A 13,691-nucleotide genomic window follows, 5' to 3' on the forward strand; every position below is an offset into this window, starting at 1 on the left:
CGGTATTAGACCCAGTTTCCCGGGCTTATCCCAGAGTACAAGGCAGATTACCCACGTGTTACTCACCCGTTCGCCACTCATCCACCCACGCAAGCGCGGGCTTCAGCGTACGACTTGCATGTGTTAAGCACGCCGCCAGCGTTCGTCCTGAGCCAGGATCAAACTCTCCAACAATGCATTGAAAAATCAAATCCAAGCAAAAAACACACAACCACAACCAACCACAAACCGTGATCAACCATGGCCCTGCGCTAGCTCAAAGAAACCCCAAAAAAAGGGGCACAAAGCAACAAAACAAAGCTCACAAACACACTGTTGAGTTCTCAAACAACACGCAGTTGGTTATTCGCCTCGAGAGCGCCACCCACCACAGGAACTTATCTCGTGGAGATTCGTTGCTAGTGGTTGTCGCCCCCTTGAGGGCCGACCAAGAAGCTTACCCGGTCCGTCTCGCGGAGTCAACCTCCGCCTCGTCCCGTCCGCTCCCTGGCGACGAAGAGAACATTACACGTCCGCGAAACCCCCTGAAACAGGGGGGTCCCCTTTACGTAAAACCGCAGGTCAGAGCACAGGGAGCAGGGTCCGGAGCTCGTACGGCGTCACCGAGCTCCGGTAGTTGTTCCACTCGGTCCGCTTGTTCCGGAGGAAGAAGTCGAAGACGTGCTCGCCCAACGCCTCGGGCAACAGCTCCGAGTTCTCCATCTCCGCCAACGCCTCGCCCAGGTTCTGCGGCAGCTGCTTGTAGCCGGCCGCCTTCCGCTCGACCTCGGACAGCGCCCAGATGTCGTCCTCCGCCGCCGGCGGGAGCTCGTAGCCCTTCTCTACGCCACGCAGGCCTGCAGCCAGGATCACCGAGTACGCCAGATACGGATTGCACGCCGAGTCGAGCGAACGGATCTCGACGCGCCGCGACGACGCCTTCCCCGGCGAGTACATCGGCACCCGCACGAGTGCGGACCGGTTGGCCCTGCCCCACGACACGGCCGTCGGAGCCTCACCGCCGACGATCAGCCGCTTGTACGAGTTCACCCACTGGTTCGTGACCGCCGAGATCTCCCTCGCGTGGTAGAGCAGCCCGGCGACGAAGGCCTTGCCGGTCTCCGACAGCTCGTACGGGTCCTCGGGGTCGTAGAAGGCATTACGGTCGCCCTCGAACAGCGACACGTGGGTGTGCATCCCGGAGCCCGGGTGAGCCGTGAACGGCTTCGGCATGAACGTCGCGCGCACGCCCTGGGTCAGCGCGACCTCCTTGACCACATACCGGAACGTCATGACGTTGTCGGCCATGGTCAGCGCGTCGGCGTACCGCAGGTCGATCTCCTGCTGCCCCGGTGCGCCCTCGTGGTGGCTGAACTCCACCGAGATGCCCATCGCCTCGAGCGCCTCGATGGCGTGCCGCCGGAAGTGCGTCGCCGTCGCGTGGCTGGCCTGGTCGAAGTAGCCGCCGTTGTCGGCGGGCACCGGTTCCTTGCCGTCCTCAGGCAGATCCTGGAGGAGATAGAACTCGATCTCCGGGTGGACGTAACAGGTGAAGCCGGCCTCGCCCGCCTTCGACAGCTGACGGCGCAGCACGTGCCGAGGATCGGCCCACGACGGCGAGGCGTCGGGCATCGCGATGTCGCAGAACATCCGCGCCGAGTAGTGCCCGCCGTCGGCCTGCTCCCACGGCAGCACCTGGAACGTCGACGGGTCCGGCTTGGCGATCATGTCCGACTCGTAGACGCGCGCGAAGCCCTCGATGGCGGAGCCGTCGAACCCGATCCCCTCGGAGAACGCGCCTTCCAGTTCCGCGGGGGCGATCGCCACCGACTTCAGGAAGCCCAGTACGTCGGTGAACCAGAGCCGCACGAAGCGGATGTCGCGTTCTTCGAGCGTGCGCAGCACGAACTCCTGCTGACGATCCATGGGCGTGACCCTATGCGCACTGTGTTAACGCAATGTTTCGTGGGTCACGCCGGTTCGGCGGATGTTCGCGGACATCACGGCCGCCACCGCGCACAACCCGCCTGCGACGTACCAGGCGAGGTCGTAGGAGCCCAGCTGGTCGCGTACGAACCCCGCACCGAACGCCGCCAGAGCCGCTCCGATCTGGTGGGACGCGAACACCCAGCCGAAGACGATCGGCCCCGCGTTCCCGAACCGTTCGCGGCACAGCGCCACGGTCGGCGGGACGGTGGCGACCCAGTCCAATCCGTAGAAGACGATGAACGCCCACATCGGCGGTTCGGTCGTCGGTGCGAACAACTGCGGCAGGATCGCCAGCGACAGGCCGCGCAGCACGTAGTAGACGGCGAGCAGCACGCGGGGATCGACGCGGTCGGTGAGCCACCCGGAGAAGACCGTGCCCACGACGTCGAAGATCCCCACCACCGCGAGCAGGCCCGCGGCGGCCGTCGCCGGCATACCGTGGTCGTGCGCGGCCGGGACGAAGTGCGTACCGATCAGTCCGTTGGTCGACGCCCCGCAGATGGCGAAACCGCCCGCCAGCAGCCAGAACGCGGGTGTCCGCATCGCACCGCGCAGGGTGCGCAGCGCGTGGGCGGCGCTGCCACCCGCCGGCGGCGCGGCCGTGTCCCCCATGTCTTCGGTGCCGGACGCGCCGTAGGCCACGGTGCCGACGTCGCGTGGCTGTTCCCGCAGGCACAGCAGCACCACCGGCACGACCCCCAGCGCGGCCGCCGCGATCAGCAACGACGCCCACCGCCAGCCGTGTCCCGTCGCGAGCCCGGCGACCAGCGGCAGGAAGACCAACTGGCCCGCCGCACTCGCCGCCGTCAGGATGCCGCTGACCAGGCCCCGGTGGGTGACGAACCAGCGACCGGTCACGGTGGCGACGAACGTCAGCGCCATGGATCCGGTGCCCGCCCCGACGAGCACACCCCAGCACAACAGCAGCTGCCAGCTCGCGGTCATCAGGACCGTCAGCCCGCTGCCCGCCGCGACCAGCACCAGTGCGCCCGCGACGACCCGCCGCATGCCCAGTCGCTCCATCAGCGCAGCCGCGAAGGGTGCGATCAGACCGTAGAGCAGCAGGTTCACCGACACGGCGAGCGAGATCGTGCCGCGCGACCAGCCGAACTCGGCGTGCAGCGGGTCGATCAGCACGCCGGGCGCAGCACGGAACGCGCCCGCCGCCAGCAGCGCCACGAACGCCGCCGCGGCGACGAGCCATGCCCAGTGCAACCGCGGCCGGACAGCCGACCGCCGGGAAGTACGCAACGTCATCACGACATTCGAGGATGATCAACCGCTGCCGCCGCGACGAGTGGCACGAATGCCAATATGTGCGAGGATCTTGCCATGGGTGTGCACCGGGTGGTGGTCCTCGCCGTCGGCGAGGTCGTCGGCTACGACATGCAGATTCCGCCGCAGATCTTCGCGTGCGCCGAACAGGGCGGGCGGCCGCTGTACGACGTGCGTGTCTGCGGGGTCGACGACCGACCGGTGCGGGTGTCCTCCGGCTACTCCGCGCTGCTCGACCACGGCCCCGAAGCACTCGACGACGCCGACACCGTGATCGTGCCCGGCACCCGGCTACCGGGCCCGCGCCGCGACGGGTCACTTCCCGACGACGTCACCACGGCACTCGCCCGCATCCCCGCCTCCGCCCGGGTCATGTCGATCTGCACCGGCGCGTTCGTCCTCGCCGCCGCAGGCCTCCTGAACGGCCGCCCCGCCACCACACACTGGGCGCACGCCGACCGGCTCCGCACGCTCTACCCCGAGGTGTGCCTCGACGAGAACGTGCTGTTCGTCGACGACGGCGACGTGCTCACCTCCGCAGGCCTCGCCGCGGGCGTCGACCTGTGCCTGCACGTCGTCCGCTCCGACCACGGCAGCGACGTCGCCAACCGTGCCGCCCGCTACTGCGTCGTCCCGCCCTGGCGCGACGGCGGCCAGTCGCAGTACATCGACCGCCCCTTCACCGACGCAGTCACCGGCAGCACCGCACCCACCAGGGCATGGGCGCTGGAACGGCTCGGCGAACCCCTCGACCTGGCCGCGCTCGCAGCACACGCGCGGATGAGCATGCGCACCTTCAACCGCCGGTTCCGCGACGAAACCGGCCTGCCGCCGCACACGTGGCTGACCCGCCAGCGCGTCCTGCACGCCAGGCACCTGCTCGAGGTCACCGATCTGCCCGTCGACCGGGTCGCCGCCGAATCGGGCCTCGGCACCGCCGCATCGCTGCGCAAACACCTCCGCACCGCCATCGGCGTCTCCCCGCTCGCCTACCGGCGCACCTTCGCAGCACAGGCCGACGCCGCAGGAACCCATCCCGACGAACCGGCCCACACCCGGTGACCCGGCCCGTCACCACGCCATCCGACAGCCTCCTGCCCGCAGTACGGCCGACCCCTCACCCGCCACCGCCCAACCCGACGGGCTTCGCCCGGCAGTAAAGTCCTCAGGCATGTCCCGGCGGATTCTGGTCGTCACCGCAGCTGTGCTCACGCTCGTTGCCGGGTGCACCTCCTCACCCGAGGCACCCGAGAGCGAGCCGCCAGGCGCTTCGCTGGTCCGCGACGCCTCGGCCGCGCTGCGCGACGTCACCAGCGTCCGTTTCGACCTGCGCACCCAGGGAGCACTGCCCGGCTTTCCGATCCGGTCGATCGAAGGCGTGGCCACCCGCTCCGGCTGGTCGAAGGGCGAGGTCGACATGCAGCTGCCCACCGAACGCGTGCAGTACGAGTACGAACTCGGCCATCGGGAGGGCGCGTCCTCCTCCGGCGGTTCGGCCACGTCGGCGGTCCCCGAGGGCAGCAGCGCCGAAGCCGCCCGCGACACGACCGTCACACTGACCGACTCCGACGACGTGATGACGACCTCCGTCGTACCGGAACGGTTCACCCCCGCGAACCTGCTCGCCGGCGACGGCGGCCTGCACGATCTACTCGGCGACGCGACCGAACTGAGCACCGAGAGCCGCGAGGACATCGGCGACGTGCCGACCTATCGCGTCAGCGGCACTCTCCCCCAGGCCGACATCTCGGAACTTCTGCCAGGGGTACCCGACGACGTCGCGGTCAAGTTCTGGGTCACGGACAACCCCGAGCGCACGCTGTTACGCGTCTGGCTGCAGGTGCCGCCGCGGAAGCAGAACGAGGGCGCCACGATGATCGAACTCGGGCTGAGCGAACACAACCAGCCGATCGAGGTCTCCAGCTCGGCGCCGGCGCCGAGCAGCTGACGCGGCCGCCGGCGCAGCCCCTTGCCGCCCGCGCCGATCATCCGCAGCGCTTGCCCTCCTGCGGCAGCGTGCCGTCGATCAGGTAGCGCGCACCCGCCCCGTCCACGCATTGGTTGCCCTGCAGGAACACCGTGTGCTGATTGCCCTCGAACGTGAGCAGCCTCCCGTCGAGGGCCTTCGCCAGTTGCACTCCCGCCCGGTACGGCGTCGCGGGGTCGTTGGTCGTCGACACCACCAACGCGGGCGGCACGCCGTCGACATCGGGCAGGTGCGGTTCGGACGTGCTGTCCACGGGCCAGAACGCACAGGCGTCGCGGGCCGCCGACGGGCGGGTTCCCGGGTCGAGGAACGGCGCCACCTCGGCGTACCGCCGCTGCGCGTCCCGGATCTTCTCCCTGTCCTCCACCGGCGGGTCGTCGACGCAGCGGATCGCGACGAACGCGTCCTGCGTGTTGGCGTAGTTACCGGACGAGTCACGCTCGTTGTACATGTCGGCCAACGCCATCAGGGTCGAACCGCTGCCCTGCGACAGCTCGGCGAGACCGGACTTCAGCTGCGGCCACATGCGCTCCGAATACAGCGCCTGGATGGTGCCCGTCGTGGCGTCGTCGTAGGACAGTACGCGGCCGCCGACGTCGACGGGGTCGTCGAGCAGTGGGCGCACCAGGTCCTGGTAGGCCTTCGTCGGGTCGCCGGTCAACGGGCAGCCGGACCGCTCCTGGCACCACGCGGCGAACTCCTCGAACGACTTGCCGAACCCCTCGCCCTGGGACACGAGCGACTCCACGGAGTCCTGTTCGGGGTCGAGAGCACCGTCGAGCACGAGCGACCGGACGTTGCGAGGGAACCGTTCGGCGTAGGTGTAGCCGATGCGCGTGCCGTACGAATAGCCGACGTAGTTGAGCTTGCGGTCGCCGAGCACCGACCGCAGCACATCCATGTCCTGGACGACGTCGCGGGTGCCCAGGTGGGCGAGCATGTCCTCACCGTGCTCCGTGCGCTCCGCGCACTTGGCGGCGAACCGGCGTTCCTCCTCTTCGGTCGCCCGCACCCCTTGCCTGCTGCCGTCGTATTCGACATCGTCCGCGCGGTCGGCGTCGCGTTCGTTGTCGGTGAGGCACTCGAGCGCGGGTTCGCTCGCACCGACGCCGCGCGGATCGAAGCCGACGAGGTCGAACCGCTGGCCGATCTCCGTGTCCGCCGTCGGGCCCGCCATCGACGCCGCGCTCAGCATTCCCGAAGCGCCGGGCCCACCCGGGTTGACGACGAGCGAGCCGATCCGGTCGTCACCCGTCGCCCGGTGCCGCAGCAGGCCGAGCTCGATCTCCGGGCCGTCGGGCTCGTCGTAGTCCAGCGGCACGGTCAGCCGCGCGCACTCGAGCCCTTCCGCGCCGAACGACGAACGCGCCATCTCGGAGGTGGCGTACGGCTCGCATTCACCCCAGTCGAGCGCCTGCCCGTAGAACCGATCCAGGCCCTGGGGCACCGGTCCGACCGGGCCCTTCTGCTCGGGCTGATCGGAAGAGCAGGCGGTCGTCAGCCCGCCCAAGGCGAGTACACAGGTGGCGAGGGCCAGGTAGCGTTCGACAGAAGGCACGGAAGTGATCGTGCCATCGCAGCACGAGGAGCGAGATGGGAGACCACGCGTGGCGTTGATGAGCCGGGTGAGCAAGCGGTTGCGCAGGATCATCCAGCGTCCGGCGAGCGTGGAGCTGACGCGGTACGAGGCGTTGCTGCCGCGGATCGAGAAGCGTGAGCCGGAACTGGAGAAGCTCGACGACAGCGAACTGACCGCCGCCGCCACCGAACTGGGCGACGACCTGTCCGCCACCGGGACTTTCAGTGACCGGCAACTCATCGAGGTGTGCGCACTCGGCAGGGAGGCCGCGCGCCGCGGTCTGGGCGAGCGGGCGTTCGACGTCCAGCTGCTGGGCACGATGGGGCTGCTGACCGGGCATGTCGTGCAGATGCAGACCGGTGAGGGCAAGACGCTCGCCGGTGCGCTGGCTGCAGCCGGCTACGCGCTGCAGGGCAAGCGGGTGCACGTCATCTCCGTCAACGACTACCTGGCTCGCCGTGACGCCGAGTGGATGCGGCCCGTCTACGACCTGCTCGGCGTGTCCGTCGCCTGGGTCGAGCCGTCGTTGGAGACGTCGGATCGGCGGGCCGCGTACGGCGCGGAGATCTGCTACGGAGCGGTCAGCGAGATCGGCTTCGACGTGCTGCGCGACCGCCTCGTGACCGACGCGGGTGAGCTCGCGCAGGCCGAGCCGGAGGTGGCGATCGTCGACGAGGCCGACTCGGTGCTCGTCGACGAGGCGCGCGTGCCGCTGGTGATGGCCGGTTCGGTCGACGCGGGAGTGGCTGACCTTGAGGTCGCCAACATCGTCCGCAGGCTGCGTGTCGGGCTGCACTACGAGACCGACCCCGACGGCCGCAACGCGTGGCTGACGACGGCGGGCGCCTCCGTGGTGGAGAAGTCCCTCGGCGGCATCGACCTGTACGCCGAGGACGGGGCCGACCGCCTCGCCGCCGTCAACGTGGCGCTGCATGCGCACGCGCTGCTCACCCGGGACGTCGACTACCTGGTGCGCGACGGCAAGGTCCAGCTGATCAACGCCTCCCGCGGCCGCGTCGCCGAACTGCAACGCTGGCCGGACGGGCTGCAGGCTGCGGTCGAGGCCAAGGAACAGCTGCCGGCGTCCGACCGGGGCGAGATCCTCGACTCGATCACGGTGCAGGCGCTCGTCGCGCGGTATCCGCAGGTGGCGGGTATGACGGGCACGGCCGTGGCCGTCGCCGAACAGCTGCGGGAGTTCTACGAACTCGAGGTCGCGGTGATCCCGCCGAACACGCCGAACGTGCGCGAGGACACCACGGACCGGATCTACGCGGCGCCGAACAACAAGCTGCGCGCGATCGTGTCCGAGATCGAGGAGGTGCACGCCACCGGGCGGCCGATCCTCGTCGGTACGCAGGACGTCGCCGAGTCCGAGGAACTCGCCGAGAAACTCGAGAAGGCGGGGCTGCCCTGCGTCGTGCTCAACGCGCGCAACGACGCCGAGGAAGCGGCCATCATCGCCGAGGCAGGCACCTACGAGCGGATCACCGTGTCGACCCAGATGGCGGGCCGCGGCACCGACATCCGGCTGGGCGGCGCCGACGGCTCCGACCGGGAACGCGTCGCCGAGTTGGGCGGCCTGCACGTCATCGGCACGGCGCGCTATCCGAGCAGCCGGCTCGACGACCAGCTCCGCGGCCGCGCGGGCAGGCAGGGTGACCCGGGCAGCTCGGTGTTCTTCGCCAGCCTCAACGACGAACTCGTGCTCGGCCACGCACCGGACGTGCCGGACGGGATCGACGCCGACCCCGAGACCGGCGAGGTCACCGACAATGCCGCGCACCGGCAGATCAACCATGCCCAGCGCGTCGCCGAAGGCGTCGACCTGGAGATCCACCGCAACACGTGGCGCTACACCCGGTTGATCGAGCACCAGCGCTCCGAGCTGCTGAAATGGCGCGACGAGGTGCTGCGCACCGACGCCGCCAAGAAGGTCCTCGCCGAGCTCGCGTCCGCACGTGAGGACGCCGCACGTGAGGACGCCGCACGTGAGGACGCCGCACGTGAGGACAAGGCCACCGGCGAGACGAAGAAGCACAAGGAGAAGAGGAAGTCCGCCGACGACGCGGAGGTGGACACCTCGACCGCCGACGACGCGGCATCCGACGACGCGGCAGCGGAGGCCGACGCGGTATCCGACGACGAGACGGAGGGCGACACGGCCTCCGACGATGCCGCGGCCCCGGACGCCGCCACGGACGATGCCGGGGACGCCGCGGAAGCCGATGCGAAGCAGCTCGACGAGGCGCGTCTCGCCGAGCTGGCCGACAAGCTCGGCGAGGAGGAGCTCACGACCGTGTGCCGCCGCATCATGCTGTTCCACATGGATCAGCTGTGGGCCGATCACCTGGCGTTCCTCAACAACGTGCGGGAGACGATCCATCTGCGGGCGATGGCGAGGGAGCAGCCGTTGGACGAGTTCCACCGGGTCGCGATCCCGGAGTTCCACAAGATCCGCGGCAGAGTGGAGTCGCGGTCGGCGGAGACCCTCGCGTCGGCGGAGATCACGTCCGACGGCGTCGACCTCGCGGCGGCGGGCGTGCGCAGGCCGACATCGACGTGGACGTACCTGGTGCAGGACAACCCGTTCGACTCGGACGCCGAGCAGGCGTTGAAGAAGGTGCGCGGGATGCTGCGCAAGAAGCGCAGCTGACGGGCGAACCCGATCTCACGCGCGGAGCGCTGCGCGGGTGCGCGACAATGACGGTATGCCGCACCTGCGCATCGCACTGGCCCAGATCAACACGACCGTCGGCGACCTGGCCGGGAACACCGACCTGATCGTCGAGCGCACCCGCGAAGCCGCCGAATCCGGAGCGCACGTCGTCGTGTTCCCGGAGATGACGCTCACCGGCTATCCGGTGGAGGACCTGGCGTTGCGGGAGACGTTCGCGCGCGCGTGCCGCGAACAGGTCGATGTGGTCGCACAGCGGCTGGCCGACGCCGGCTGCGGCGACCTGCTGACGTACGTCGGCTACCTCGACCAGGACGAAGCCGGTCCGCGGAACGCCGTCGTCGCCCTGCTCGGCGGCCGGGTCGTGGCGAGGCAGTACAAGCACCACCTGCCGAACTACGGGGTGTTCGACGAACGCCGCAACTTCAAGCCGGGCACCGAGCTCGACGTCGTGCGCCTCCACGGGGTCGACGTGGGCATGGTCGTCTGCGAGGACCTGTGGCAGGACGGCGGCCCGGTCGCGGCGCTCGGCGAAGCAGGGGTGGACCTGGTTGTGTCGCCGAACGCGTCGCCGTACGAACGCGCCAAGGACGACGTGCGACTGCCGCTGGTCGCTTCGCGGGCCCGCGAAGCCGGCGCACCAGTGGTCTACACCAACTGCGTCGGGGGGCAGGACGATCTCGTGTTCGACGGCGATTCGATCGTCGTGGGCACCGACGGCACGCTACTGGCGCGTGCCGGGCAGTTCACCGAGCAGCTGCTCGTCACCGACGTCGAGGTGCAGCCGGGCGGCCACACCGCCGACGGCGAGTTCGCAGGGCTCACCGTGCACCGGCGGACGCTGAGTGACGGCCAGGCGCCCCCGCGCGAGCCGCTGGGCGGTCCGGCGATCGGCGAACCGCTGCCGGACGAGGCGGAGGTCTGGTCCGCGCTCGTGCTCGGACTGCGCGACTACGTCGGCAAGAACGGGTTCGGCTCGGTGATCCTCGGCCTGTCCGGCGGGATCGACTCGGCCGTGGTCGCCGCACTGGCCGTGGACGCGCTCGGGCCGGACAAGGTGTACGGCGTGGCGATGCCGTCGGTGTACTCGTCGGACCACTCCAAATCGGACGCGGCCGATCTCGCCGAGCGGCTGGGCTGCCATTTCCGGCTCGAACCGGTGACCGACATGGTGCAGGTGTACGTCGACCAGCTGTCGTTGAAGGGCCTGGCCGAGGAGAACATCCAGGCCCGGGTGCGCGGCATGCTGCTCATGGCGCTGTCCAACCTGGACGGACACCTGGTGCTGGCCACCGGCAACAAGACCGAACTCGCCGTCGGCTACTCGACGATCTACGGCGACGCGGTGGGCGGCTTCGCTCCCATCAAGGACGTGTTCAAGACGCACGTGTGGGCGCTCGCGCGCTGGCGCAACGACGAGGCCGTCAAGCGCGGGCAGACACCTCCGATCCCGGAGAACTCGATCTCGAAGCCGCCGTCGGCCGAGCTGCGTCCCGGCCAGGTCGACACCGACTCGCTGCCGGACTACGAGCTGCTCGACGACGTGCTCGACGACTACATCGAAGGGGACCGCGGCTACGCGGACCTGCTCGCCGCCGGGTTCGACCCCGAGGTGATCGACCGCGTGGTGCGCATGGTCGACGGGGCCGAATACAAGCGCAGGCAGTATCCGCCGGGCACGAAGATCACGTTCAAGGCGTTCGGCCGCGACCGTAGGCTGCCGATGACCAACCGCTGGCGCGAGACCCACTGACGTCATGAGCGGCGGCGGTTTCACGGTGTTCCCGACGTCGCTCGGGCACTGCGGTCTCGCCTGGACCCGGCAGCCGACCGATGCCGTCGTGGGAAGCCAGCTGCCCGAGACCGACGCAGCGAGCACGCGGACACGGTTGCGGACCCGGTTTCCCGACGCCATTGAACACGACGCCACCGAACACGACAGCACGGAGCACGGCGGCACCGCTCCGGCCGGTGACGATGCGCGCACCTCGCTGCCGACGTGGGTTGCCGAGGCGATCGAGGCGGTGAGAGCGTCGCTGGCCGGCAAGGACGTCGACCTGTCGACAATTCCGCTGGACCTGCGGTCGGTGCCGCCGTTCCACGCACGGGTGTACGAACTCGCGCGCACGATCCCGCGCGGCACGACCACCACGTACGGCGAGCTCGCACGGCGACTCGGGGAACCGGGAGCGGCGCAGGCCGTCGGGCAGGCGCTCGGTGCGAATCCGTTCGCCCCGATCGTGCCGTGTCACCGGATTCTCGCCGCCGGCGGCAAGCCGGGCGGTTTCTCCGCGACGGGTGGGCTGGCGACGAAGGAGCGCATTCTCGAGACCGAAGGCGTCCATCTCACACCGCCCACGCTGTTCTGAACCGGCGCCGGTGGTTCAAGCCATGCGGGCGGTGCGGTCGCCTCCGGTTTTGCGGAGGTAGGCGACCCCAGCGCCCAGCACGATGCTCGCGCTGATCATCTGCCCGCGGGAAGCCAGACCGGCGAACTCGCCGGGGCCGACGAAATCGTCGAGCACCAGCAGTAGCCACGCGAGCGTGCCGAGGCCGACGCCGATCGCCGGTGCGATCGTCCACCGGCCGTACCACCAGAGCAGCAGCGCGATCGGACCTGCCGAGCAGAACACGTTGACCAGGATCGACGCCGCGATGTGGAGCTGGCCGCCCAGCGACGGATCGGGGTCGGGCGCGCACCCGCCTCCCGCGACGACGCGGCACTCCAGCGGGAAGACACCCCGGACGAGATACAGCACACCGAGCATGCCGACCAGCACCATCGTGGCGCGGGCACTGCTGTGCACCGGAGTGATCCGCAGCAACGGCGGCACCGCCAGCACCAGCGCAACCCCGGCCACCAGCTCCGCCGCGCGAAACAGCGGCGCATGAGGCTGGCCGGGCACCGCGAGGGCCGACGTCACCGTCCGCAACGAGGACATGTGGGTGTGCAGCACGAACTCCGCCAACCAGCCGAGCTGGCCGATGATGGCGATGACCAGCAGGGATATCCCCGCTCTACGCACCGCGGTGAGGGTCGTCGAACCGCGGAGCTCCGGCAGCATAGCGAACTACCTATCACGCTATCGGCCGAACCGAAACCCGAAATGGTGTCGCACACAGCGTAATGACCCCACTACGCGGCAGTGATGTGTGCTCCCCGGGGCTGTGAAGCTGCTCGCACCGAGCTTCCTGGCCTGTCGGCGGTGCTGCCACGCTCAATGGGTAACGATCCACGACCCGGGGACCTGCCGCGCAGGCCTCGAGGGAAGGACGGTCGACGACGATGTCCGTTTCCGAAACACCCGGCGACTCCGCCGACCAGCAGCCCGCACCGTACGGCTCCCCCGCCGGCCCGACAGGCGATCACGGCGGCCGCGCACCCGAGCGGAAGAAGGTGCGCATCCACCATCTGCGGCAGTGGAAGGAAGCCCGGCAGCCGTGGCCGATGCTGACGGCCTACGACATGTACACGGCGAAGCTGTTCGACGAAGCGGGCATTCCGGTACTGCTCGTCGGCGACTCGGCAGCCAACAACGTCTTCGGCTACGACACGTCGCTGCCGGTCACGGTCGAGGAGCTGCTGCCGCTCGTCCGGGCCGTCTCGAGCGCGGCCACCCACGCGCTCGTCGTGGCCGACCTGCCGTTCGGCTCGTACCAGGTGTCGGTCGAGCAGGCCGTGGCCACGGCGGTGCGGTTCATGAAGGAGGGCCGCGCCCACGCCGTCAAGCTGGAAGGCGGGCGCCGGTTCGCCCCGCACGTCGAGGCGATCACGGCAGCGGGTGTGCCGGTGATGGGCCACATCGGGTTCACGCCGCAGTCGGAGCACACGCTCGGCGGCTACCGGGTGCAGGGCCGCGGCGAGGCAGGTGTCGAGCTGCTGGAGGACGCGCTCGCGCTGCAGGACGCCGGGGCGTTCTCCGTGGTGATGGAAATGGTGCCGGGGGAGGCCGCACGGCAGGTGACCCGCAAGCTGGCGATCCCGACCGTCGGCATCGGCGCCGGCCCGGAGTGCGACGCACAGGTGCTCGTGTGGCAGGACATGGCGGGGCTGCGGACCGGCGGGGCGCCGCGGTTCGTCAAGCGCTACGCCGACGTCGCGGGCGAGCTCACCCGCGCCGCCCAGGAGTTCGCCGCCGACGTCCGCGGCGGGCAGTTCCCGGCCGCAGAGCACACGTTCGACTAGCGGGACACACGCCAGGAGC

At 69.6% G+C, this 13,691-nt stretch carries 10 protein-coding genes and 1 rRNA gene; 6 read left to right on the forward strand and 5 right to left on the reverse strand.

Annotated elements, in window-relative coordinates; all coding sequences use genetic code 11:
* The 3 genes from LY40_RS24095 to LY40_RS24105 all read right to left on the reverse strand — a co-directional run.
* A 16S ribosomal RNA gene (locus LY40_RS24095) occupies positions 1-174 on the reverse strand; the annotation flags it as partial.
* Between the two features lie 387 nt (positions 175-561).
* Positions 562-1,905, reverse strand: a complete 1,344-nt coding sequence (glnA, locus tag LY40_RS24100) for a type I glutamate--ammonia ligase (protein WP_183779055.1) — start codon at positions 1,903-1,905, stop codon at positions 562-564.
* A 24-nt stretch (positions 1,906-1,929) separates the two neighbouring features.
* Positions 1,930-3,225: an MFS transporter gene (locus tag LY40_RS24105; protein ID WP_258938245.1), complete on the reverse strand. Its 1,296-nt coding sequence runs from the start codon at positions 3,223-3,225 to the stop codon at positions 1,930-1,932.
* A 75-nt stretch (positions 3,226-3,300) separates the two neighbouring features.
* On the opposite strand from LY40_RS24105, the gene LY40_RS24110 reads away from it, so the two are divergent.
* Complete coding sequence (locus LY40_RS24110) at positions 3,301-4,305, forward strand: GlxA family transcriptional regulator (RefSeq protein ID WP_258938246.1); 1,005 nt, start codon at positions 3,301-3,303, stop codon at positions 4,303-4,305.
* A 109-nt stretch (positions 4,306-4,414) separates the two neighbouring features.
* Complete coding sequence (locus LY40_RS24115) at positions 4,415-5,191, forward strand: LppX_LprAFG lipoprotein (protein ID WP_258938247.1); 777 nt, start codon at positions 4,415-4,417, stop codon at positions 5,189-5,191.
* A gap of 37 nt (positions 5,192-5,228) precedes the next feature.
* On the opposite strand, the gene LY40_RS24120 is transcribed toward LY40_RS24115, so the two are convergent.
* Positions 5,229-6,788: an alpha/beta hydrolase gene (locus LY40_RS24120; RefSeq protein WP_372497782.1), complete on the reverse strand. Its 1,560-nt coding sequence runs from the start codon at positions 6,786-6,788 to the stop codon at positions 5,229-5,231.
* Between the two features lie 58 nt (positions 6,789-6,846).
* Here LY40_RS24120 and secA2 point away from each other — a divergent pair, with 58 nt between their 5' ends.
* From secA2 to LY40_RS24135, 3 genes are read left to right on the forward strand one after another with little or no spacing between them, the layout of a single operon-like run.
* Positions 6,847-9,465, forward strand: coding sequence for an accessory Sec system translocase SecA2 (secA2, locus tag LY40_RS24125; RefSeq protein WP_258938351.1), 2,619 nt, complete (start codon positions 6,847-6,849; stop codon positions 9,463-9,465).
* 55 nt (positions 9,466-9,520) lie between these two features.
* A complete protein-coding gene (locus tag LY40_RS24130; RefSeq protein WP_258938248.1) occupies positions 9,521-11,239 on the forward strand; it encodes an NAD+ synthase in 1,719 nt (572 codons plus the stop codon).
* A gap of 4 nt (positions 11,240-11,243) precedes the next feature.
* Complete coding sequence (locus tag LY40_RS24135; protein WP_258938249.1) at positions 11,244-11,855, forward strand: methylated-DNA--[protein]-cysteine S-methyltransferase; 612 nt, start codon at positions 11,244-11,246, stop codon at positions 11,853-11,855.
* A gap of 15 nt (positions 11,856-11,870) precedes the next feature.
* On the opposite strand, the gene LY40_RS24140 is transcribed toward LY40_RS24135, so the two are convergent.
* Complete coding sequence (locus LY40_RS24140) at positions 11,871-12,551, reverse strand: DUF998 domain-containing protein (protein WP_258938250.1); 681 nt, start codon at positions 12,549-12,551, stop codon at positions 11,871-11,873.
* A 221-nt stretch (positions 12,552-12,772) separates the two neighbouring features.
* Here LY40_RS24140 and panB point away from each other — a divergent pair, with 221 nt between their 5' ends.
* Complete coding sequence (panB, locus tag LY40_RS24145) at positions 12,773-13,672, forward strand: 3-methyl-2-oxobutanoate hydroxymethyltransferase (protein ID WP_183779072.1); 900 nt, start codon at positions 12,773-12,775, stop codon at positions 13,670-13,672.
* Positions 13,673-13,691: the final 19 nt, after the last annotated feature.

The organism is Prauserella salsuginis, assembly GCF_024648885.1.
Classification (GTDB): domain Bacteria; phylum Actinomycetota; class Actinomycetes; order Mycobacteriales; family Pseudonocardiaceae; genus Prauserella; species Prauserella salsuginis.

Excerpts from the sequence above, each read along its gene's own strand:
- LY40_RS24140 (WP_258938250.1), bottom strand. The coding sequence starts at position 12,551 with ATGCTGCCGGAGCTCCGCGGTTCGACGACCCTCACCGCGGTGCGTAGA.
- LY40_RS24130 (WP_258938248.1), top strand. The coding sequence starts at position 9,521 with ATGCCGCACCTGCGCATCGCACTGGCCCAGATCAACACGACCGTCGGC.
- glnA (WP_183779055.1), bottom strand. The coding sequence starts at position 1,905 with ATGGATCGTCAGCAGGAGTTCGTGCTGCGCACGCTCGAAGAACGCGAC.
- LY40_RS24105 (WP_258938245.1), bottom strand. The coding sequence starts at position 3,225 with ATGACGTTGCGTACTTCCCGGCGGTCGGCTGTCCGGCCGCGGTTGCAC.
- secA2 (WP_258938351.1), top strand. The coding sequence starts at position 6,847 with ATGAGCCGGGTGAGCAAGCGGTTGCGCAGGATCATCCAGCGTCCGGCG.
- LY40_RS24135 (WP_258938249.1), top strand. The coding sequence starts at position 11,244 with ATGAGCGGCGGCGGTTTCACGGTGTTCCCGACGTCGCTCGGGCACTGC.
- panB (WP_183779072.1), top strand. The coding sequence starts at position 12,773 with ATGTCCGTTTCCGAAACACCCGGCGACTCCGCCGACCAGCAGCCCGCA.
- LY40_RS24110 (WP_258938246.1), top strand. The coding sequence starts at position 3,301 with ATGGGTGTGCACCGGGTGGTGGTCCTCGCCGTCGGCGAGGTCGTCGGC.
- LY40_RS24115 (WP_258938247.1), top strand. The coding sequence starts at position 4,415 with ATGTCCCGGCGGATTCTGGTCGTCACCGCAGCTGTGCTCACGCTCGTT.